General features: G+C 59.0%; 25 protein-coding genes. 23 read left to right on the top strand and 2 right to left on the bottom strand.

The features are described 5' to 3' along the window. The 22 genes from ACXX81_RS16965 to ACXX81_RS16860 all read left to right on the top strand — a co-directional run bounded on the left by ACXX81_RS16965 (position 1) and on the right by ACXX81_RS16860 (position 15,249). Positions 1 to 333, top strand: coding sequence for a hypothetical protein (locus ACXX81_RS16965; protein WP_015371360.1), 333 nt, complete (start codon positions 1 to 3; stop codon positions 331 to 333). After that, positions 330 to 1,325, top strand: a complete 996-nt coding sequence (locus tag ACXX81_RS16960) for a baseplate J/gp47 family protein (RefSeq protein WP_209989326.1) — start codon at positions 330 to 332, stop codon at positions 1,323 to 1,325. The genes ACXX81_RS16965 and ACXX81_RS16960 overlap by 4 nt, the downstream gene beginning before the upstream one ends. Further along, on the top strand, positions 1,322 to 1,960 hold the full coding sequence (locus ACXX81_RS16955) for a phage tail protein I (RefSeq protein WP_209989329.1): 639 nt from the start codon (positions 1,322 to 1,324) through the stop codon (positions 1,958 to 1,960). Before ACXX81_RS16960 ends, ACXX81_RS16955 begins: the two co-directional genes overlap by 4 nt. Further along, positions 1,957 to 2,490, top strand: a complete 534-nt coding sequence (locus tag ACXX81_RS16950; RefSeq protein ID WP_458572086.1) for a hypothetical protein — start codon at positions 1,957 to 1,959, stop codon at positions 2,488 to 2,490. The genes ACXX81_RS16955 and ACXX81_RS16950 overlap by 4 nt, the downstream gene beginning before the upstream one ends. Positions 2,491 to 2,515: 25 nt before the next feature. Continuing rightward, complete coding sequence (locus ACXX81_RS16945; RefSeq protein ID WP_458572085.1) at positions 2,516 to 3,136, top strand: hypothetical protein; 621 nt, start codon at positions 2,516 to 2,518, stop codon at positions 3,134 to 3,136. Between the two features lie 9 nt (positions 3,137 to 3,145). Then, positions 3,146 to 3,403, top strand: coding sequence for a tail fiber assembly protein (locus ACXX81_RS16940; protein WP_458572084.1), 258 nt, complete (start codon positions 3,146 to 3,148; stop codon positions 3,401 to 3,403). Between the two features lie 85 nt (positions 3,404 to 3,488). After that, positions 3,489 to 3,662 carry a hypothetical protein gene (locus ACXX81_RS16935; protein ID WP_169793791.1) on the top strand — a complete coding sequence of 58 codons (174 nt, stop codon included), beginning with the start codon at positions 3,489 to 3,491 and terminating at the stop codon, positions 3,660 to 3,662. Positions 3,663 to 3,664: 2 nt separating this feature from the next. Further along, the gene (locus ACXX81_RS16930) at positions 3,665 to 4,831 is read left to right on the top strand and encodes a phage tail sheath protein (RefSeq protein WP_209989338.1); all 1,167 of its coding nucleotides are present in this window, start codon (positions 3,665 to 3,667) and stop codon (positions 4,829 to 4,831) included. Further along, positions 4,831 to 5,337: a phage major tail tube protein gene (locus tag ACXX81_RS16925; protein WP_209989341.1), complete on the top strand. Its 507-nt coding sequence runs from the start codon at positions 4,831 to 4,833 to the stop codon at positions 5,335 to 5,337. The genes ACXX81_RS16930 and ACXX81_RS16925 overlap by 1 nt, the downstream gene beginning before the upstream one ends. Positions 5,338 to 5,519: 182 nt before the next feature. Next, the gene (locus tag ACXX81_RS16920; RefSeq protein ID WP_209989344.1) at positions 5,520 to 6,092 is read left to right on the top strand and encodes a phage tail assembly protein; all 573 of its coding nucleotides are present in this window, start codon (positions 5,520 to 5,522) and stop codon (positions 6,090 to 6,092) included. After that, complete coding sequence (locus ACXX81_RS16915; RefSeq protein WP_015371366.1) at positions 6,089 to 6,214, top strand: hypothetical protein; 126 nt, start codon at positions 6,089 to 6,091, stop codon at positions 6,212 to 6,214. The genes ACXX81_RS16920 and ACXX81_RS16915 overlap by 4 nt, the downstream gene beginning before the upstream one ends. Positions 6,215 to 6,219: 5 nt before the next feature. After that, positions 6,220 to 8,010, top strand: a complete 1,791-nt coding sequence (locus ACXX81_RS16910; protein ID WP_458572083.1) for a glycine zipper domain-containing protein — start codon at positions 6,220 to 6,222, stop codon at positions 8,008 to 8,010. Beyond that, complete coding sequence (locus ACXX81_RS16905; protein ID WP_458572082.1) at positions 8,010 to 8,393, top strand: phage tail protein; 384 nt, start codon at positions 8,010 to 8,012, stop codon at positions 8,391 to 8,393. The genes ACXX81_RS16910 and ACXX81_RS16905 overlap by 1 nt, the downstream gene beginning before the upstream one ends. Then, a complete protein-coding gene (locus ACXX81_RS16900; protein ID WP_057007712.1) occupies positions 8,386 to 8,598 on the top strand; it encodes a tail protein X in 213 nt (70 codons plus the stop codon). Before ACXX81_RS16905 ends, ACXX81_RS16900 begins: the two co-directional genes overlap by 8 nt. Before the next feature lie 9 nt (positions 8,599 to 8,607). Further along, entirely contained in the window at positions 8,608 to 9,618 is a 1,011-nt protein-coding gene (locus ACXX81_RS16895; protein ID WP_209989357.1) for a contractile injection system protein, VgrG/Pvc8 family, read from the top strand. Positions 9,619 to 9,638: 20 nt separating this feature from the next. Then, positions 9,639 to 10,196, top strand: a complete 558-nt coding sequence (locus ACXX81_RS16890) for a glycoside hydrolase family 19 protein (RefSeq protein WP_209989360.1) — start codon at positions 9,639 to 9,641, stop codon at positions 10,194 to 10,196. Next, positions 10,184 to 10,684, top strand: a complete 501-nt coding sequence (locus tag ACXX81_RS16885; RefSeq protein ID WP_458572081.1) for a lysis system i-spanin subunit Rz — start codon at positions 10,184 to 10,186, stop codon at positions 10,682 to 10,684. Before ACXX81_RS16890 ends, ACXX81_RS16885 begins: the two co-directional genes overlap by 13 nt. 81 nt (positions 10,685 to 10,765) lie before the next feature. Continuing rightward, a complete protein-coding gene (locus tag ACXX81_RS16880) occupies positions 10,766 to 11,266 on the top strand; it encodes a CinA family protein (RefSeq protein WP_209989366.1) in 501 nt (166 codons plus the stop codon). Positions 11,267 to 11,349: 83 nt separating this feature from the next. Beyond that, the gene (gene recA, locus ACXX81_RS16875) at positions 11,350 to 12,408 is read left to right on the top strand and encodes a recombinase RecA (RefSeq protein WP_003231359.1); all 1,059 of its coding nucleotides are present in this window, start codon (positions 11,350 to 11,352) and stop codon (positions 12,406 to 12,408) included. 8 nt (positions 12,409 to 12,416) lie between these two features. Next, entirely contained in the window at positions 12,417 to 12,884 is a 468-nt protein-coding gene (gene recX / locus ACXX81_RS16870; protein ID WP_458572080.1) for a recombination regulator RecX, read from the top strand. A 167-nt stretch (positions 12,885 to 13,051) separates the two neighbouring features. After that, positions 13,052 to 14,274, top strand: a protein-coding gene (locus ACXX81_RS16865) for an IS3 family transposase (protein WP_458572079.1) whose coding sequence is annotated in 2 segments (ribosomal slippage) — positions 13,052 to 13,403 and positions 13,403 to 14,274 — 1,224 coding nt in all. Because the reading frame shifts where the segments join, the coding sequence is not laid out codon by codon here. Between the two features lie 99 nt (positions 14,275 to 14,373). Next, the gene (locus tag ACXX81_RS16860; protein WP_458572078.1) at positions 14,374 to 15,249 is read left to right on the top strand and encodes a hypothetical protein; all 876 of its coding nucleotides are present in this window, start codon (positions 14,374 to 14,376) and stop codon (positions 15,247 to 15,249) included. 183 nt (positions 15,250 to 15,432) lie between these two features. On the opposite strand, the gene ACXX81_RS16855 is transcribed toward ACXX81_RS16860, so the two are convergent. Beyond that, entirely contained in the window at positions 15,433 to 16,545 is a 1,113-nt protein-coding gene (locus ACXX81_RS16855; protein ID WP_209989371.1) for an LOG family protein, read from the bottom strand. 209 nt (positions 16,546 to 16,754) lie between these two features. Continuing rightward, complete coding sequence (locus ACXX81_RS16850) at positions 16,755 to 17,195, bottom strand: PA3611 family quorum-sensing-regulated virulence factor (protein ID WP_057007719.1); 441 nt, start codon at positions 17,193 to 17,195, stop codon at positions 16,755 to 16,757. A gap of 179 nt (positions 17,196 to 17,374) precedes the next feature. Between ACXX81_RS16850 and ACXX81_RS16845 the strand changes: the two genes are divergently transcribed. Continuing rightward, positions 17,375 to 18,100: a tRNA-uridine aminocarboxypropyltransferase gene (locus ACXX81_RS16845; RefSeq protein ID WP_322212814.1), complete on the top strand. Its 726-nt coding sequence runs from the start codon at positions 17,375 to 17,377 to the stop codon at positions 18,098 to 18,100. The last annotated feature ends 104 nt before the right edge of the window (positions 18,101 to 18,204 follow it).

The following is an 18,204-nucleotide window of genomic DNA, read 5'->3' as shown; positions in this document are numbered from 1 at the left end:
ATGATCGGTATCGACCGAAACAGCGGGGCAGCCGTCGATGACTGGCTGCAATTCGTGCAGCGCGCCACCCGAGCGCTCACCACTCCCTTGGGCACCCGCCAGAAGCGTCCGTTGTACGGCTCGCGGGTGCCGCAACTGCTGGGCCAGAACCTTGGCGATGACCTGCTGATTCTTGCGCAGAGCCACGCCGCCCAGGCGTTCTACAACGCCCAGAACGGCATCGGCGACTTTCAACCCCAGGTCATCGTCGCCACTCGCCAGGGTGCCGGCTTGTTGCTGCGCTTCTCCGGCACCTGGAAAAACCGCCAACAAACCTTCGAGGTCGTGACATGAGCATGCTGATCCCAGGCCAGAACCAGCTGGCGGAACCGGCCATCATTGCGGTGGACGAGTTCGAACCCTTGCTGGCCGAATTCAAGGCGTTCGTGGTGGATTATGTGGCCACCCGCGCGCCGCAAAGCGCGGCCAAACTCAAGGTCAGCCTCGACAACGAAAGCGAACTGCTGACCCTGGCCCTGGAAGCCTTTTGCGTGCGTCTGCAAACCCATGAGCGTAAATACAACGCCCGCATCAAGCAGATGCTGGCGTGGTGGGCCACCGGCAGCAACCTGGATGCACGCCTGGCCGATATGGGCCTGGAACGCCAGGTGCTGGACCCCGGCGACCCGGCCGCTTTCCCGCCGGTGCCGCCGACCCTGGAAAGCGACGACGACGCCAGGCTGCGCTACTACCTCGCTCCCCACGCCCCGGCCGCCGGCTCACGCATGCAGTACCGCCGCGAAGTGTTCACCCTCGGCGAACGCCCTGCGGTGAATGTGCAGAGCGCGACACCGGGCGTGGTCACGGTCACGTACACCTTCGACCCGGACGGTTATGCGGTTCGGGTCAAGGATGGCAATGGGCGGCGAACCGCACCGGGTGAGGTCATGGTCACTGTCCTGGCGCGGGAGGGCGATGGCACACCGTCTGCCGACTTGCTGGACGGCGTGCGACGGCATTTCGCCCGGCCGGATGTACGTCCGGAAACCGACCTGGTCAGTGTGCAAGGCGCACACATCCTGCCGTACAAAATCCGCGTGGTCGCGAAGATCAACGCCGGACCGGATTCCGGACTCACCCAGGTCGCCGCGCAAAAGCTGCTGCAAGAGTACGCCGAGTCCTGCCATCGCCTGGAAGGGCGGGTGGACCCGAGCTGGATCGACTATGCCATCCACAGTGCTGGCGCGGCGCAATTGCAGATCCTTGAACCGCTGGAGCCGATTGTCAGCTCGGCGTTCGAGGCCCCTTATTGCACGGGTGTCGAGGTGGAGGTGCGCACGCTATGAGTGAACTCAAAGCGAGTTTGTTGCCGGCCAACAGTTCACCGCTGGAAAAGGCGCTGGATTTGGGGTTCGGGGTATTACTCGACCGGGTCATGCCGCCGTTTCCGGCGCTGATGAACCCGCTGCACACTCCGAGCGAGTTTCTTCCTTATCTGGCTGCCGATCGCGGTGTCAGCGAATGGGATGCCGATGCCAGCGAGTCAGAAAAGCGACTCACCGTGGCCCTGTCCTGGCAGATCCAGCGTCAGGCTGGCACCCCCAAGGCCTTGAGCCATGCGGTGGAGTCACTGGGTTTTACCCCCGACATCAGTGCCTGGTTTCAGCAACACCCCATCGGTACGCCGTATACCTTCGACGTGCAGGCGATCATCGGGCGCAGTTGGTCCAGTGGTGATCACAATCGGCTGATCCGCCGCGTCAACGCCGCGAAAAGCGAGCGGGACCAGGCCACGATCACCATCGTTCACGAGACCGAAGGTCAGCTTGCGCTCACACAGGTTCTCGATGCCCCGTTAAGCGACGGGGAGTTTTATCTGGACGGCGCGTTGCCGGAATTGGCGCTGACTGCCCGGCTTAACAGTACCGGGCTCGCCCGGCACTACACCATTAACGACTACGACCTCAGGGCGCAGCCATGACAGATGACATCACGCGCCTGGTGCGCTTCACCTCCAAGGGATTGGATGAAGTGCTGCAGGCAAAGAACCAGGGCTTGAAAGGCGAAATCACCCACATCGGCGCCGGCACCGGCCGCTACACCCCCGACGGCACTGAAGTTGCCCTGCGCGATGAGCGCCAGCGGGTCGCCATTGTGGATTACGAAGACCTGGGCGACCACCAGCTCAGGATGGCCGCGCTGTTTGACGGCGACGGCGAGTATGAGATTGGCGAGTTCGGATTTTATCTCGCCAGTGGAACCTTGCTGGCGGTGTATGCCGTGGCCGGGAAGTTGCTGACGTATAAAGCGGCGGCGGCGCGGGTGCTGCAAAAGTTTACGTTGGATGTTTCGCCGTTGCCGGCGGACAGCGTGACGATTGTGGTGGGGAGTGACAATCTCAATATTTTATTGGGCGAAGATATTGCGGTCCTTGCGACGGCGAATATCGACAATATGGCTCGTCATACTGAATTGTTATTCCGTGTGATGTCGCTGGAATCTGGTCTTTAGGTCTATCAGTTAGGGAGTTTAAATCGTGAGTCTAGAAACGACTATCACATCGCTGGTGACGGCGGCGAACAACTTGACCATCGCGGTCAATGGCAAAATCGGCGTTATCAACTCGACCATGGCAACCGCATTGGCCCAATTCAACGAGTGGCGAAACCTGAAAGATGTCGAGGGCGATCCTACGGCGCTGGGAACGATCCGCCGTAATCTTCTGCAAGGTCATGTGTATGGAACCGGTGGCGTCTACGCAACCACGGCGCAGGGGGACTTTGTGTCCACTGATCTGGGTAGCAGTGAAAAAGTTTATATTCACTTCAAGATACCTCTGAATGTGAATCGGGACTCTGAAATGTTCTGGTTCAACGTGCAGGGATATAGCTACGGTACTGGCAGAATAATTGACGAAACGTTGGTTGGTTATTGCTATCAGCCCAGTAGATCGCTGCAAAGCGTATCCACCTTTGGCAATATGACACCGGCCATTTATGTGGATGCAAATGGCAATGTGATGTTGAGGATTCTGGTGCCAAATATTTACTACACGACTATTCGCATAGACACCATGCGCGTAGGTAATGGTCGGCTATTTGCCGTGGGTGATCTAAAGACCAAGTTGTCGTTGGCCGAAACTGTAGTTTTTAGTTGAGGATTTGATATGGCTGTAAACACTGATGTTGAGACTGTCGCACCGCAACTTGCGAAGCCGCTGCCGGAGATTGAATGGGCGGCCATTCGCGAACGACGGAATCATTTCCTTCGCGCCACTGACTTTACGCAGTTGCCGGATTTCCCCGCGACGGATGCACAGCGTGAAGAAGTGAAGACCTATCGCGAGCAACTGCGAAACATACCTGAACAAGGGAATGATCCCTCAACGATTGTATGGCCGGTTTTTCCATCCTTCCTGAAATAACTTGCTGCCGCGAAAGCGGTTTTTTTTCGCCTCCCAAAGCCCCTCCCGCAGGGGCTTTGGCGTTTTCCACCTGGAGAATTTCACCATGCCCACCCGCCAAACCTACACCGTCCTCATCCCATTCCCCATCGGAGGTGGCCACTGGTCCACCGCCGGCGAGGAACTGGAACTGCTGGACGTCGAAGCATCCGCGCTGCGCACCGCCGGCCGTCTGGAACTGACCAGCGTCCTCAACTCCACCCCCAAGAAGGCTGAATAATCATGGCTGAGGTTTTGAACTTCGAGCACAACGGCATCACCGTCAACGCCACCGAATCCCCCGAGGCCATGGGTGGCCTGGGCGATAACGTGATCGGTCTGGTCGGCACCGCGCCGAACGCCCACGGGTCGATCCCGAAAAACGCGCCGTTCCGTATCAACAGCTTCACCACCCAGGCGCTGCTGGACCCCACCGGTACTGAGTCGGGCACGCTGTTTCAAGCGGTGTACCAGATCCTCAAAGTGGTGAAGGTGCCGGTCTACGTGGTGATCGTGGAGGAGGGCGCAACCCCGGCCGACACCCTCAACAACGTGATTGGCGGCAACGAACCCGTCACCGGTCGCAAGCTGGGCCTGGCGGCCCTGAGCAGCGTCCCTGAAGACCTGACCATCATTGGCGCCCCGGGCTTCACCGGCACCAAGGCCGTGGCCAGCGAGTTTGCTGCCTTCGGCAAGCGCATCAAGGCCCGTGTGGTGCTTGATGGCAAAGACGCCAGTGTTGCCGACCAGGTGACCTACAGCGGTGAACTGGGCGGTGCCGACCTCGGCTTCGACCGCTGCCTGCTGGTACACAACATGCCGTCGGTGTACTCCAAGGCGGCGAAGAAAAACGTGTTCCTGTCGCCGTCGTCCCTGGCCATCGCCGCACTGGCCAAGGTCAAGCAGTGGGAAAGCCCGGGCAACCAGGTGACCTTCGCCGAGGACGTTTCCCGCGTGGTCGAGTACAACATCCTCGACACCTCCACCGAAGGCGACCTGCTCAACCGCTATGGCGTGAGCTACTACGCCCGCACCATCCTCGGCGGCTTCTCGCTGCTGGGTAACCGTTCCCTCACCGGCAAGTTCATCAGCTACGTCGGCCTGGAAGACGCCATCAGCCGCAAGCTGGTCAAAGCCGGGCAGAAGGCCATGGCCAAGAACCTCACCAAGTCCTTCATGGACCAGGAGGTCAAGCGCATCAACGATTGGCTGCAAACCCTGGTGGCCGACGAAACCATTCCCGGCGGCAGCGTGTACCTGCACCCGGAATTGAACAGCGTCGAGAAGTACAAGAACGGCACCTGGTTCATCGTCATCGACTACGGCCGCTACGCGCCGAACGAACACATGGTTTATCAACTCAACGCCCGCGATGAAATCATCGAGCAGTTCCTGGAGGACGTTCTCTAATGTTTACCAACCGAGTCAGACAGGCCATTGCGGCCACCCTTCAAGGCCTGCCATTGTCCGCGACCGTTGAGGAATTCACCCCGCCGAAGATCGAATTCGATATGGAAGCCATGTCCGGTGGCCGCTTCATTGCTGAAGAAATGGCCAAGAGCGGCAAGGTGCTCAATGCCACCTTGATCCTGCAGGGGGCCGGCCCGGAAATCATGCTGGCCCTAGGCGTACGCACGGGCGACGACATCCTGCTGAACGTGCGTGAGGCCGGTCAGGATCAGGACGGCAAGACCTATTTCACCTACCACACGGTCGGCGGCAAGTTGAAATCCCTGGGCGAAGCCAAGCTGAAAATGGGCGAAAAGGCGCTCACCACGTTGGAGCTGTCGTGCCGCACCTACAACCGTTTGGATAACGGCATTTCGGTGATCGACATCGACGTACGCACCCAGAAATTCGTGCTCAATGGCGTCGACATTCTCGGCGACGCCCGCCGCGCCGTACTGATGCCCTAAACATTCCGGCAACCTGAAGCGCGCACGGTTTATGTGGGAGCTGGCTTGCCTGCGATGGCATCCCCTCGATTCAGCAAATACACCGAGTCGCCTGCATTGCGGGCAAGCCCGGCTCCCACATTGACCGCGCCCGGCTTCACGGTTGCGGTGCTTTTATCCCACTTTCATCAAGGAATAGCCCCATGGCCTGGATGCCACCGCTGCATCGCCTGCTGTCCCCGATCACCGCCGACACCGGCGCTGCGATCGAGCAAGTGCAACTCAAACCGCTGTTCTACGCCGCGCAGAAAGACGCGCTGGCCCGGGCCGGTGATGACGAGGACGACCAGTTTTTCGAACTGGCGAAACTTGCCACCGGCCTGTCGGAAAAAGAGCTCGACCAACTCAAGCGCCCGGACTACGTGAGCATTGCGCAATACGTGCATGAAATGTCGACTCGCCCGGCGTCGTTCTTCCTGCAAACGCACGAAGAAAGTCGCCACGACCAACCCGTCCAGTTGCTGCTGCCGCTAAATGCCGCCGGCCGCACACTGACCGAACTGCCCCTGGAAATGCCCGCGCTGCGTGCCACCAAGGTGATGAAGAAACTCGCCACCAACAAAGAGCGCGCCGAGTTCATCACCGCTCACTGCACCGGCCTGATGATCCCTGACCTGGGCGACTTGACCGTGCCCGACTGGACGCAATTGCAGGAGCGCATCGACGATTTTTTAAATCAACCGGCGGACTTCTTTCGCAGCGCGACATCGAAGTGATCCTTGATGTGGTACCGCTGGTTTACTCGGTAAATGAAGCAGACATCCTCGATTGGGATGCCGCAAAAGCGTTGCGCCGCTACGACATCGCGATCACTCGCCTTGGCGTCAAACAGGAGTAAGCGGGATGCAGAATACCTATTCGCTCGCCTATGCCTTGGCCAGGGATGGCCAGGGCGTTTTCGGTCGCGCAGAGGGGGCCAATGATGCCGATATTGCCAGTCCAGGCCCGCTGTCAGCTGACAGTTCAGGCCAACTGGCGGGCTTGCCTGCGCTGTCCGAAACAGTGGCTGCGCTGACCAACGCGAATCTGAAGCTTGATGAACTGGCGCAGTCGCTGGGCACCTTGCGCGAGGGTGTGGACTCGCTCGACAGCGTCTTGTCATCGTTGAGAACCCTTGATCGGCAGCCTGTGCGCCGGGATGAGCGGACAGAATCAACAACGCTGTCTGAGTCCACTTCGAGCACGTCTGTGGATCAGCGGCAAACCCGCGAGGCCCTGACGCTGGGCAGCGCGCAGATCATCGATCTGGCCAGTGCGCTGCAGCATTCAGGCAGCAACCTGACGCTTGATAAAACAGCCCGCTCGGAACAGTCGATCAGCGTGCTGCGTGAGGCGTCCAGTGAAAGCGAAAAACGCTTTTCCACCACCCTGGACGCCGCACCGGTGTGGGGCGAAGCGCTGTGGTTGAAGGCCAGGATCGGCCTGACGCAGAGCGCCAATAGCGCTGTTGAAGGTTCACCGGCTTTGGCCAGCGCGGTCAAAACGGCGCAGGCCGTGGTATCGACCACGGTGACGCCGGTGATTTCCGAAGTCCTTTCAGGATTGGGAGAAACGATTAAAAGCCGGCTTGCAGGCAATGTGGTCGATGCCACCCTCGGCAGGCTCCCCGGCATTGGCAAGCTGTTCAAGGACGGCGGTTTTGATGGCGAAAAGGGCAAGGACGCGCACTGTTGCTGCGCCGCTCCATTGTCCCTCGGCGCGCCGGGTGCGTTGGGCGGATCTGCGGCGCAGATGCCCGAGAGTGTTGGCGATACGGTACGCAGGAAAGACAAAACCAGACCCGCCGCGAACAAGAAGCGGCGCGTCGGGCTTCCCAGGCCGGGCCAACCGGTTGCGCGCCAGCCCCTTGCCGCCGGCCCGCGGCAATCGGTGCAACGCCCATCCCGGACAGCCGGCTCCCAGCAATCCGCGCAGCTCCAACCATTGCCTCCAGCGCCGGTAATCAGGCCTGGCCCAGCACTCAGTGCAATGGGCCAACCGCCAGTGGCGTTCGACGCGGCCCGTGTGACCCCGCCGTCGACCCAGGTTCCCGGCAACTCGTTTGCCGCCCCGGTTGCGCCGGCAGCCATCCGGCCGTTGGCTCGCAGCAGCGAAAAAGGCCTGGCGGCAGGTCTGTCCGGCACGCTGGCCAGGCTTGAGTCCGGCGCTGCCCGTCGCCTGGGCCCATTGAAGTACGTCGACACGGCCATCGATGTGGTGCAGGGCGTACGCAATGGTGACGCCAATGCCGTCGGCGCTGGTTTGAGTACTGCCGGTGGCGCCTGGGCTGGCGCTTCCGCTGGCGCCGCGCTTGGCACCCTGGTCTTTCCGGGTGTCGGTACCGCCATCGGCGGCGCCATTGGCGGCTTGCTCGGCAGTGAAGCGGGCGCCTGGCTCGGGGACAAAGTGTTTGGCTCAAGCGATCGTCTGCCTGCGCCCAATACGCTGAGCAAGGAACTCACCCGCGCAAGCACGGATAACGTCCAGGTGACCCTCTCGCCGAGCATCCAGATCACCGGTGTGAACCCGGCAGATGCCCAGCAGGTGGTCAATCAGGTGATCCAGGCCCTGCAGTTCCAATGCCTGCCGATGGTGACCGACACCCTGGGCATCCGACGTAATGCGGCACTGGCCGATCCATCAGGAGGTGATTGATGCGACAACAAATGGTGCTCGGCGACTTTATTTTCGGCCTGTCCCGAGGGTTCGCCTATTCCACGTTGTCCCGCGCCAGCGATGGCGGCTGGCAGGACTTGGCGATTATCGCCAGCAAGCCGCAGTCGCGACAGAACGGCCAGAAGCTGGAAAAACTGACCTTCGGCGGTATCGCGATGTACGCCGTGGGCATGCAGCGACTGGACGAATTGCGCGCCTTGCAGAATGCCCGCGCGCCGCTGCCGTTGGTCGACGGTATCGGCCGCAATTGGGGCCTGTGGCGGATCAATTCGGTGACGGAAGTCCAAAGCAACGTGATCGATGACGGCACCGCCATGGTCATGACCTGGACCCTTGAACTGGAGGAATTCGTCAATGCGTAGAGTGCGAAGTATTGCCGGGGATTCGGTCAACCTGCTGCTCTACCGGGAGCTGGGCCGTTGCGACGATAGCGCGGAGGAAACGCTTTGGCGTCTGAACCCTGAGCTTGCCGAGTACGGCCCGGTGCTGCCGGCAGGTGTGTGGGTGATTGTGCCTGAGCTGGCGTCGCGGCCTTCTGCCGTGCGTCCCGTTTCGGCCTGGGATTAAGGAGGCGACATGGCACAGGGATTTACCCCCAGCGTTGAGTTTTACGGCGCCAATGCGGCGCTGCTCAATCAACGCTTGATGCATTGGAGTCACACTGATGCGGCGGGCATTGAGGCCGATCGGCTGGAACTGACCCTCAATATCGAGGGCCTGGAGGGCTTGCCCAGCCTGAGCGGCAAGATCGGCCTGCGAGTCGGTTATCAGGAGTCCGGACTGGTGGAGAAAGGCGAGTTCGTGATTACCCAAAGAACGCCGGTGCTGTTTCCTATGCGCTTGATGATCGTCGCCACTGCTGCACCTTTCAGCGTGCAGGATGCCAGTGGCTATCGTCAGCGTCGCTCTGCCAGTTACGGGCCGACCACCCTGGGCGCACTGTTTCGCCAACTGGTCAGTCGCCACGGCTACTCACCGCGCGTGGCGCCCGAGCTGGACGGGATTGCGATTGCCCACGTCGATCAGTCCAACGAAAGCGACATGGCATTCATCACCCGTTTGGCCAAGCGTTATCGTGCGGTGACCAAGCCGATCAACGAGCTGTATGTGCTGGCGGAAGCCGGGCGGGTCAAAACGCTTTCCGGTCAACTGTTGCCGGACGTCACGTTATCGGTGACCCGCGACAATCGCCCCGGTGAACCGGCCTTCATCACCGCCACGCTCGACGAAAAATCGCGCTCGAAGTACATGGGCAGTCGCGCTGCCTGGTGGGATGCCGCAGCGGGCAAGCAACGTGTGGCCCAGGTTGGCGTCGCGCCGTTCAAGACACTGCGCCAGCGCTATCAGAACCAGGCCGAAGCGCAGTCCGTTGCTGAAGCGGAATTGCGTCGGGTCGGCCGCGAGGGCCTGACATTGATGATCGATTGTCCCGGTAATCCGCTGCTGGCTGCCGAAGGTCTGTTGCTGCTGGATGAATCCTGGCCGTCTTACATGCAGGGGCGCTGGTCGATCAATAAGGTGACGCACGTGGGGGACCCGGCCACGGGGTATCGCAGTTCCATCATTGCCGGCGGTTTGTCGGCCTAGACTTTTCCAGAGTAACAACCATGGTGATATCACTCGCGCAGCTTATTAATGTCATGCCCCTGTCCCGCCCCAGAGCGGGCTTTTTTTTAACGGCGTTGAATGACGCCAGCGTCCTTTATGAGATCAATACCGCAAAACGCTGGGCGGCGTTCCTCGCACAGATCGGCCACGAGTCCGGCCAACTGCGCTATGTGCGCGAACTGGGCAGTGATCAATACCTCAGCAAATACGACACCGGTACCCTGGCCGCGCGCCTGGGCAATACGCCCCAAGCCGATGGCGACGGCCAGAAGTATCGGGGCAGGGGACTGATCCAGGTCACCGGGCGGCGCAACTACCTCGCCTGCAGCCAGGCATTGTTCGGTGATGACCGTCTGCTGCAACAACCTGAACTGCTGGAGCAGCCGCAGTGGGCCTGTGCGTCTGCGGCGTGGTTCTGGCAGAGCAATGGCCTGAACGAGCTGGCAGATATAGACCAGTTCACCACCATCACGCGGCGCATCAATGGCGGACTTAATGGCCTGGAGGATCGTTTGCAATTATGGGAACAGGCGAAGGCGGTGTTATGCGCTTTCTAGCGGTGTATCGACTGATCGGTTTCGGCCTGTTGATTGCCGTGGTGTGGCAGGTGCAGGCCTGGCGCTTGGGGGCGCAGCTTGAGCGCCAGTCGGCAGCCCATGCACAGGCGCTCAGCCAGCAAAGCCAGGCGGCGTTGCGCCAGCAACAGGCAGAACAGGATAAACGCCTGGCCCTTGAGCAACAGCTCAGCGCCAGCGACAAACAACATGCACAGGAGTTGAGCGATGCCCAACGTAACCAGACTGCTCTGCGTGACCGCCTGGCCACTGCTGATGTGCGGCTGTCAGTCCTTCTCGACCCCGCCGACGCCATCAGTTGCAGTGCAGTGCCTGCCCCCACCGCCACCGGCAGCGTGGTTCATGCAGCCCCGCGAGCCCGACTTGACCCGGCGCATGCTCAGCGAATTATCGGCATCACCGACGACGGTGATAACGCCCTGATCGCCTTGCGTGCGTGCCAGGCCTATGTGCGAGCGATTGTGCGTTAGCGTCTTGATGCACGCTGCAACTTGCATGGTTGATTGGCTCCTGTAGGGTAGGCGAACGCCCGCCCACTCCCGGAGACGACCGTGAACGAAATCACCCAGCTTGCCGCTGAACTTGGCCGCCGTTTGCAGGTGCTCAATGCCCATGTCACCACGGCCGAGTCGTGTACGGGCGGCGGCATCGCAGAGGCCATCACGCGAATCCCCGGCAGCTCGGCCTGGTTCGAGGCGGGTTATGTCACCTATTCCAATCGGCAGAAGACTCGGCAATTGAATGTGCCGGAGCCGTTGTTCGCTAAGGTTGGGGCGGTCAGCCAGCAGGTAGTGGAAGCGATGGTGCGTGGTGCGCAGGAGAAAAGCCTGTCGCGCTTTGCCGTGGCAGTCAGTGGCGTGGCCGGCCCCGATGGTGGTTCGCCGGACAAACCGGTGGGCACCGTCTGGCTGGCGTGGGGGGTGGGTGATGAGGTGTCGGCGCAGTTGGCGCACTTTCCCGGCAACCGGGATGAGGTCCGCCGACAAACGGTAAAAGCCGCGCTGGAGGGCTTGTTGCGACGAGCTGCAGCAGAAATGGAAAATCAGGGGTAGGCGATCTCTCATCTTTGTGGAACAATACTGTCTACTTATACAGGTGTTGGCCGCCAGGCCTTATTGATTACGTGAGGACTTTAATGGACGACAACAAGAAGAAAGCCTTGGCTGCGGCCCTGGGTCAGATCGAACGTCAATTCGGCAAGGGTGCCGTAATGCGTATGGGCGATCACGACCGTCAGGCGATCCCGGCTATTTCCACTGGCTCTCTGGGTCTGGACATCGCGCTCGGCATTGGCGGTCTGCCAAAAGGCCGTATCGTCGAAATCTACGGTCCTGAATCTTCCGGTAAAACCACTCTGACCCTGTCGGTGATTGCCCAGGCACAAAAGATGGGCGCGACCTGCGCATTCGTCGACGCCGAGCACGCCCTCGACCCCGAGTACGCCGGCAAGCTGGGCGTCAACGTCGACGACCTGCTGGTTTCCCAGCCGGACACTGGTGAGCAGGCCCTGGAAATCACCGACATGCTGGTGCGCTCCAACGCCATCGACGTGATCGTGGTCGACTCCGTGGCAGCCCTGGTACCCAAGGCTGAAATCGAAGGCGAAATGGGCGACATGCACGTGGGCCTGCAAGCCCGTCTGATGTCCCAGGCGCTGCGTAAAATCACCGGTAACATCAAGAACGCCAACTGTCTGGTTATCTTCATCAACCAGATCCGTATGAAAATCGGCGTGATGTTCGGCAGCCCGGAAACCACCACCGGTGGTAACGCGCTGAAGTTCTACGCGTCGGTCCGTCTGGATATCCGCCGTACTGGCGCGGTGAAAGAAGGTGACGAAGTAGTCGGTAGCGAAACCCGCGTTAAAGTCGTGAAGAACAAGGTCGCTCCGCCGTTCCGTCAGGCTGAGTTCCAGATTCTTTACGGCAAGGGTATCTACCTGAACGGCGAGATGATCGACCTGGGCGTGCTGCACGGTTTCGTCGAGAAGTCCGGTGCCTGGTATGCCTACAACGGCAGCAAGATCGGCCAAGGCAAGGCCAACTCGGCCAAGTTCCTGGCAGAGAACCCGGATATCGCGGCCACGCTTGAGAAGCAGATTCGCGACAAGCTGCTTACCGCAGCGCCGGATGTGAAGGCTGCCGCCAACCGTGAGCCGGTTGAAGAAGTGGAAGAAGCTGACACTGATATCTGAAGCAAACGATGACCGTTGTATTGGATACACTCGTCGCCGTTCGGCGCACTGCAATGGACCTGCTCGCTCGCCGCGAGCATGGTCGGGTCGAGCTGACGCGTAAATTGCGTCAGCGCGGCGCAGAGCCCGAAATGATCGAAACAGCCCTGGACCGTTTGACGGAAGAAGGGCTGCTGTCGGAATCCCGTTATCTCGAAAGTTTCGTGTCCTATCGAGCCCGCTCCGGTTATGGCCCTGCGCGAATCCGCGAAGAGCTGAGCCAGCGTGGTCTGCAACGTGCCGATATCGACCTTGCCCTGCGCGAGTGCGGTATCAGTTGGCAAGCGCAGCTGGAAGACACCTGGCGTCGCAAGTTTTCTGGCCATCTGCCAATTGATGCCAGGGAGCGCGCGAAGCAAGGGCGTTTTTTGAGTTATCGCGGTTTTTCGATGGAGATGATCAGTCGCTTGTTAAGCGGCCAGGATATGGACGATTGAACAGCATATAAGTAGGTGGGAGGGTTAAGTCTCTTCGTACCTTGAACGTGCTTGTAGTTAGAGCGCGGTGCAGAAAAAGCCCACTATGAAAATAGTGGGCTTTTTTTTGTTCCATGTCCCGTCCTGAATAAGGTTTACACCTTCTGACCTTTCTTCAGGAGGACTCAATGGATACGGGAAAAAGGCGCAGCCAACGCGATTACACGCTAGCTTTTAAATTGTCGGTCGTAGACCAAGTCGAAAAAGGCGAGTTGAGTTATAAAGAGGCTCAACGGCGCTTTGGCATTCAGGGCCGGTCCACGGTACTGGTTTGGCTACGCAAGCATGGCCGACAGGACTGGAGCCAAGGCGCCTCAATCCGAGCGCCGCGGAGCAGGCCGATGACCGACCCCAACCTCCCGCTGACACCCGAGCAGCGGATTAAAGAGCTTGAAGAACAGTTGGCGCTGAGCAATCAAAAGGCCCAGTTCTTTGAAGCTGTCGTGAACGTCTTGAAAAATGATTACGGTGTGTCCATCGTAAAAAAGCGACCCGGCAAGTCCTCTCGCAAGGGCAAATCCAAGACCTGAGCATTACCAGGGCTTGCCTGTTCATGGGAATTTCGCGCCAAGCGTATTACAAACGTAACCAAGCCGTTGATGCGAGAGCTCACCAAGACCAGCAAGTAGTGGACTTTGTTCTGGAAAAGCGGCGTCGTCAGCCGAGGTTAGGCACGCGCAAGCTGCATTATCTGATGAGCACTGAGGCTGAAGTGCAGGTAATTGTTGGTCGAGACCGTCTTTTTTCCATCTTGCGCGAAGCGCGAGAGCTGGTTCCTCGAAAGCGTGCTTATCATAAAACTACGCATAGCCATCATCGGTTCCGCCGCCATCCCAACCTGCTCAAAGCAGGCCCGGAACAAGTTGTCGCTGGCAGGCCCGAGCAGGTTTGGGTTGCAGATATTACCTATCTGCCCACGCGGGAAAGTGTTGTTTACGTCAGCCTGATAACAGACGCGTACTCACGCAAGATCGTGGGTCATCATGTGCATGACAGCTTGCATACGGAGTCGGTGGTCAAAGCATTGCAGAAAGCTGTTAGCCAGAGAAAATCCAAGCAATCGCTGATCCATCACTCGGATCGCGGGGCCCAATACTGCTCCGACCTGTACCAGCAAATGCACGCCAAGCATGGGATCAAGTGCTCAATGACGGACGGCTACGATTGCTATCAGAACGCGATGGCAGAGCGGGTAAACGGGATTTTGAAAACTGAGTTTTTGCTGCACCGGCCCAAAGATTTGGCGGATGCCGTAAAAATGGTGGATGAGTCGGTGCTGATCTACAACGGGGAGCGGCCGCACTTATCCCTGAAATACAAAACGCCCGATGCGGTGCATCAGGCGTTTTGAGACTGAAACAGGTGTAAACCTATTTCAGGACTAGACACCAGAAATTCGTTGAGTCACAAAAATCGGAGCTTCGCTTTGATCCGCCATAAAGGAGTCCCCATGAAACAGAAAGGAATCAGTATGAAGAAGATCATCATCGCGCTTATGTGCCTATTGTCTGCCGCAGCCCATGCCGAAAAATACTCTACCTATGCAGAGTCTCCTGGAACTGCTGTGGGATTCGTCACGTCAGTCGTTGACTATAGTCCTGGAAGTGGGGCATCTGGTGACGGCGCTATTCAAAGTAATGCAGTGGGCACGCCGGATGGTAAGTACCTGTCCCTGGGAAAGAGTGGCAGCGCAGTATTTAAAGTGGGTCCCAATGCGCTCAAGGCTGATGGCACTTCAGCTGTCGACATCTACGTGTATGAGGCTGGCTGGTGGGATTCATTTGATGTGTACGTCTCAGCCAATGGCGTGTCGTACACCAGGCTGACACCCACGATTGTCTCCCAGGCATCCGGTGGTTCAGGCTCTTGGGCAGGTTTCAATATCGACGGACAAGTCGATAAGGTGCTTGCTTATCCTTATGTGAAGGTGGTCGACACCAGCAACAGCACCAGTGTAATCCCGGGCACCGATGGCGCCGATGTCGATGCCATCATGATTACAAGTGCTGCCGAGCCGGTAGGCAACAATGTGCTTTATGATACCGACACGCTTAACGGTGACACCTACAACCTCTATGCGGATGCGGACTCTGGTGTTGTAGGGGTAAAAGTCATTACATCGAACGGTGCGGTTACCTATATTCCATTTTCAGCGGGTAACACGCTGACACCCATCGCTGTTTCCGTCCAGTCTGATGTGAACGGTGATTCGGTAAATGACATTAATGTACTGGCAACTCGTAAATCCGATAATGCGCAGCTCAATATCTACCGTGATTTGACTGGCGCGTTCATCAAGACCGTTGATAATTCCGTCATCAAATAATGCGTGTAAAAAATGTGGGAGGGGGCTTGCTCCCGAAAGCAGTGTTTCAGTCAGTACAACGGAGACTGAACTATCGCTATCGGGAGCAAGCCCCCTCCCACATTGAACGCATTTTGCAAAATTTAAAGCACTGTGCAGAAAAGGCCCACTATGAAAATAGTGGGCCTTTTTTTTGCTCAAAAATCAAGCTGGTTCCGGCGCCACTCGCTGCTGCGCTTTCCCTTGGGCCTCTGCCCAGTTCTCCGGCAAGTTGATGTAATCCACCAGCTCACGCAAACGGCCTTGATCGCGACCATTGAAGTTGAACACCAGTCGCGTCAGGTGGCTGAACTCCGGTTCATCGTGATCTTCCCCGGTGTAGGCCCGTTGCTGGAATTCTCCGCTCAAGCGCAGGCTGGCGAACTCATCCTGCAGGTGAGCCATTGCACGCTCGCTGAGGGCGTGATGCATGCGCAGCACAAACTCGCGCTTCAGCCAGCGTGTGGAATGGAAGTTGGCATAGAACTGGTTGATTTCTTCCACTGCTTCTTCTGCGCTGTACACCAACCGCACCAGCTTGAGGTCGGTGGGCAGGATATAGCGGTTGGCTTCCAGTTGGCTGCGGATAAAGTCCAAAGCGCCTTGCCAGAACCCGCCTCCCGGCGCATCCAGCAACACCACGGGTACCAGTGGGCTTTTGCCGGTCTGGATCAGCGTCAATACTTCCAGCGCTTCATCCAGCGTGCCGAAACCGCCGGGGCACAGCACCAACGCATCGGCTTCCTTGACGAAGAACAGTTTGCGGGTAAAAAAGAAATGGAAGGACAGCAGGTTATCGGTGCCATCGATGGTCGGGTTGGCGTGCTGTTCAAACGGCAGGGTAATGTTGAACCCCAGGCTGTGCTCCAGGCCTGCACCTTCATGCGCCGCAGCCATGATGCCGCCACCGCCACCGGTGATGACCATCAGGTCCGAGCGTGCAAGGGCGGCGCCGACTTCCCTTGCAAGTGCGTACAACGGACTTTCCATCGGCGTCCGGGCTGAGCCGAACACGGTTACCTTGCGCCGGCCCTTGAACTGCTCCAGCACGCGAAAGGCATGGTCCAGCTCGCGGATGGCGCGCAGGGTGATTTTGGCATTCCAGCGGTCCCGATCGTCCTGGGCCATGCGCAGGACGGTAAGAATCATGTCGCGATACAAAGGGATATTCTGACTGTTGGGAGCGATCAGTTGGAGCTGCGCGTCGACCTGCTGCGTGAGATCAGTCCCGTTTTCTTCAAAGTGACGTAATAGAAGCTCATTCGATTCATAAGGCATTCAACTTCTCCTTTTTTGCCCTGAAAAATATTACAGAACAGCAGTGAAACTGCTGCGAGCGAAAGGATGGGATGGCTTGATCATGGGCCGAAAAACCCTTGGCTGGCAACCGCTTATTGGCGGTCAAGCAAGTGTCTGGCTGTACGGGAGAAACTGACGCGGGGGTGTCACGCGCCCAGGGTCCTGGGCACGAGAGGATCAAGCAGGGCTTACTTTTTCTTTTTCGCGGCAGTCGGTGCCGGGCAATCCGCTTCCACGAACTTGACCGACGCCACAGGGCGGTTGGTCTTGTTCTCGGTAATTTCGTAGCGCATTACCGCGCCCTTGGCCATCAGTTCGCGGTAACCCGGATTCAGGCATACGCTCTGGCCCAGCTGGAAATACACAGCCTTGGGGTTGGCGCGCATCTGTTCGGCGCGGTCAGGCAGAACGCTGAGGTGATCGATCAGTTGCATGCCTTCAACGGTGTAGGCCACTTCCAGGGTTTTTTCGTCTATTTCCCGGGGCAGGTCCTTATTGCTTTCGGCCGCGACGCTTTGCAGCTTCCTGTTCATTTGGGCCTCCAGCAGCGAGGCCGCCTGGGCGCCAACAGGCAGCACCAGCGCGAGGGCGATGGACGGGGCAGCAAGGCGCAGCATGGAACGCAGCATGAAACTCTCCTGATTCGGTTACTGGTGCATAGACCTGCCACAGGGCTGTGCGTTCAGTGGCGCGAGATTATAGGTGAGCCCTGGCCACTACAGCCAGGCGTATCGCTGGTAAACTGCGGCCACTTTTACCTGCCACGAGTTTTTCCCGTGTCGATTGACCCGATTTTACGGCGCACCCGATGAGCCACGCCGTTTTCCGCCTGCGCACCGAGCGCCTGGCGCGAGCCGTGCGCCCCTTCCTCAACCGTGGTTCGCGCGCCGAACGTTGCCCCAACTGCCGTGTGATTCCCGAGTATTGCCTGTGCGCCTGGCGACCAGCGGTCCACGCCCGGTCGGCCATGTGCCTGTTGATGCACGATGTCGAACCGATGAAACCCAGCAACACCGGCTGGCTGATTGCGGATGTCATTCACGACACCCGCGCATTCGCCTGGTCGCGCACCGAGGTTGATCCGGGTTTGCTCACTTTGTTGGCCGACCCGCAGTGGCAACCCTACATCGTGTTTCCCGGTGAGTTTGTGACGCCTGAGCGGGTGGTCAGTGAAGTTCGCGTGGAGGAGGGCAAGCGCCCGTTGTTCATCCTGCTGGACGGCACCTGGAGCGAGGCGCGCAAGATGTTTCGCAAGAGCCCCTACTTGGAGCATCTGCCGGTGCTGAGCCTGGCGCCGGACCAGCTGTCGCGCTACAAGCTGCGGCGCTCCAAGCGTGATGATCATTTCTGCACGGCCGAAGTTGCAGCCCTGTGCCTGGAGCTGGCCGACGACCTGGTCGCCAGCGAAGTACTCGACGCCTACCTCGACGTGTTCAGCACCCATTACCTGGCCGCCAAATTCCAGTTGCCACTGGACCCGACCGACAACGTCCACACGCGCCTTGTGCCCTTTGTCCCGACGGCAAAGCCATGATGGCAAGGTAACGCCACAACCCGCTAAAATGCCCACGGCGTAGTGCTTGACCCTTCAGGCAGCGCTGAGCAAGCTGGGCGCCGATCAGGGGCCCCATAAAAACA

The organism is Pseudomonas sp. GNP013 (assembly GCF_054343995.1).
The sequence above is the reverse complement of the archived record's forward strand: the minus strand, read 5'-3'. Positions and strand labels throughout refer to the sequence as shown.

Coding starts and splice junctions, on each gene's coding strand:
- ACXX81_RS16965 (WP_015371360.1), top strand. CDS start 1: ATGATCGGTATCGACCGAAACAGCGGGGCAGCCGTCGATGACTGGCTG.
- ACXX81_RS16960 (WP_209989326.1), top strand. CDS start 330: ATGAGCATGCTGATCCCAGGCCAGAACCAGCTGGCGGAACCGGCCATC.
- ACXX81_RS16955 (WP_209989329.1), top strand. CDS start 1,322: ATGAGTGAACTCAAAGCGAGTTTGTTGCCGGCCAACAGTTCACCGCTG.
- ACXX81_RS16950 (WP_458572086.1), top strand. CDS start 1,957: ATGACAGATGACATCACGCGCCTGGTGCGCTTCACCTCCAAGGGATTG.
- ACXX81_RS16940 (WP_458572084.1), top strand. CDS start 3,146: ATGGCTGTAAACACTGATGTTGAGACTGTCGCACCGCAACTTGCGAAG.
- ACXX81_RS16935 (WP_169793791.1), top strand. CDS start 3,489: ATGCCCACCCGCCAAACCTACACCGTCCTCATCCCATTCCCCATCGGA.
- ACXX81_RS16930 (WP_209989338.1), top strand. CDS start 3,665: ATGGCTGAGGTTTTGAACTTCGAGCACAACGGCATCACCGTCAACGCC.
- ACXX81_RS16925 (WP_209989341.1), top strand. CDS start 4,831: ATGTTTACCAACCGAGTCAGACAGGCCATTGCGGCCACCCTTCAAGGC.
- ACXX81_RS16920 (WP_209989344.1), top strand. CDS start 5,520: ATGGCCTGGATGCCACCGCTGCATCGCCTGCTGTCCCCGATCACCGCC.
- ACXX81_RS16910 (WP_458572083.1), top strand. CDS start 6,220: ATGCAGAATACCTATTCGCTCGCCTATGCCTTGGCCAGGGATGGCCAG.
- ACXX81_RS16905 (WP_458572082.1), top strand. CDS start 8,010: ATGCGACAACAAATGGTGCTCGGCGACTTTATTTTCGGCCTGTCCCGA.
- ACXX81_RS16900 (WP_057007712.1), top strand. CDS start 8,386: ATGCGTAGAGTGCGAAGTATTGCCGGGGATTCGGTCAACCTGCTGCTC.
- ACXX81_RS16895 (WP_209989357.1), top strand. CDS start 8,608: ATGGCACAGGGATTTACCCCCAGCGTTGAGTTTTACGGCGCCAATGCG.
- ACXX81_RS16890 (WP_209989360.1), top strand. CDS start 9,639: ATGGTGATATCACTCGCGCAGCTTATTAATGTCATGCCCCTGTCCCGC.
- ACXX81_RS16885 (WP_458572081.1), top strand. CDS start 10,184: ATGCGCTTTCTAGCGGTGTATCGACTGATCGGTTTCGGCCTGTTGATT.
- recA (WP_003231359.1), top strand. CDS start 11,350: ATGGACGACAACAAGAAGAAAGCCTTGGCTGCGGCCCTGGGTCAGATC.
- recX (WP_458572080.1), top strand. CDS start 12,417: ATGACCGTTGTATTGGATACACTCGTCGCCGTTCGGCGCACTGCAATG.
- ACXX81_RS16860 (WP_458572078.1), top strand. CDS start 14,374: ATGAAACAGAAAGGAATCAGTATGAAGAAGATCATCATCGCGCTTATG.
- ACXX81_RS16855 (WP_209989371.1), bottom strand. CDS start 16,545: ATGCCTTATGAATCGAATGAGCTTCTATTACGTCACTTTGAAGAAAAC.
- ACXX81_RS16850 (WP_057007719.1), bottom strand. CDS start 17,195: ATGCTGCGTTCCATGCTGCGCCTTGCTGCCCCGTCCATCGCCCTCGCG.
- ACXX81_RS16845 (WP_322212814.1), top strand. CDS start 17,375: ATGAGCCACGCCGTTTTCCGCCTGCGCACCGAGCGCCTGGCGCGAGCC.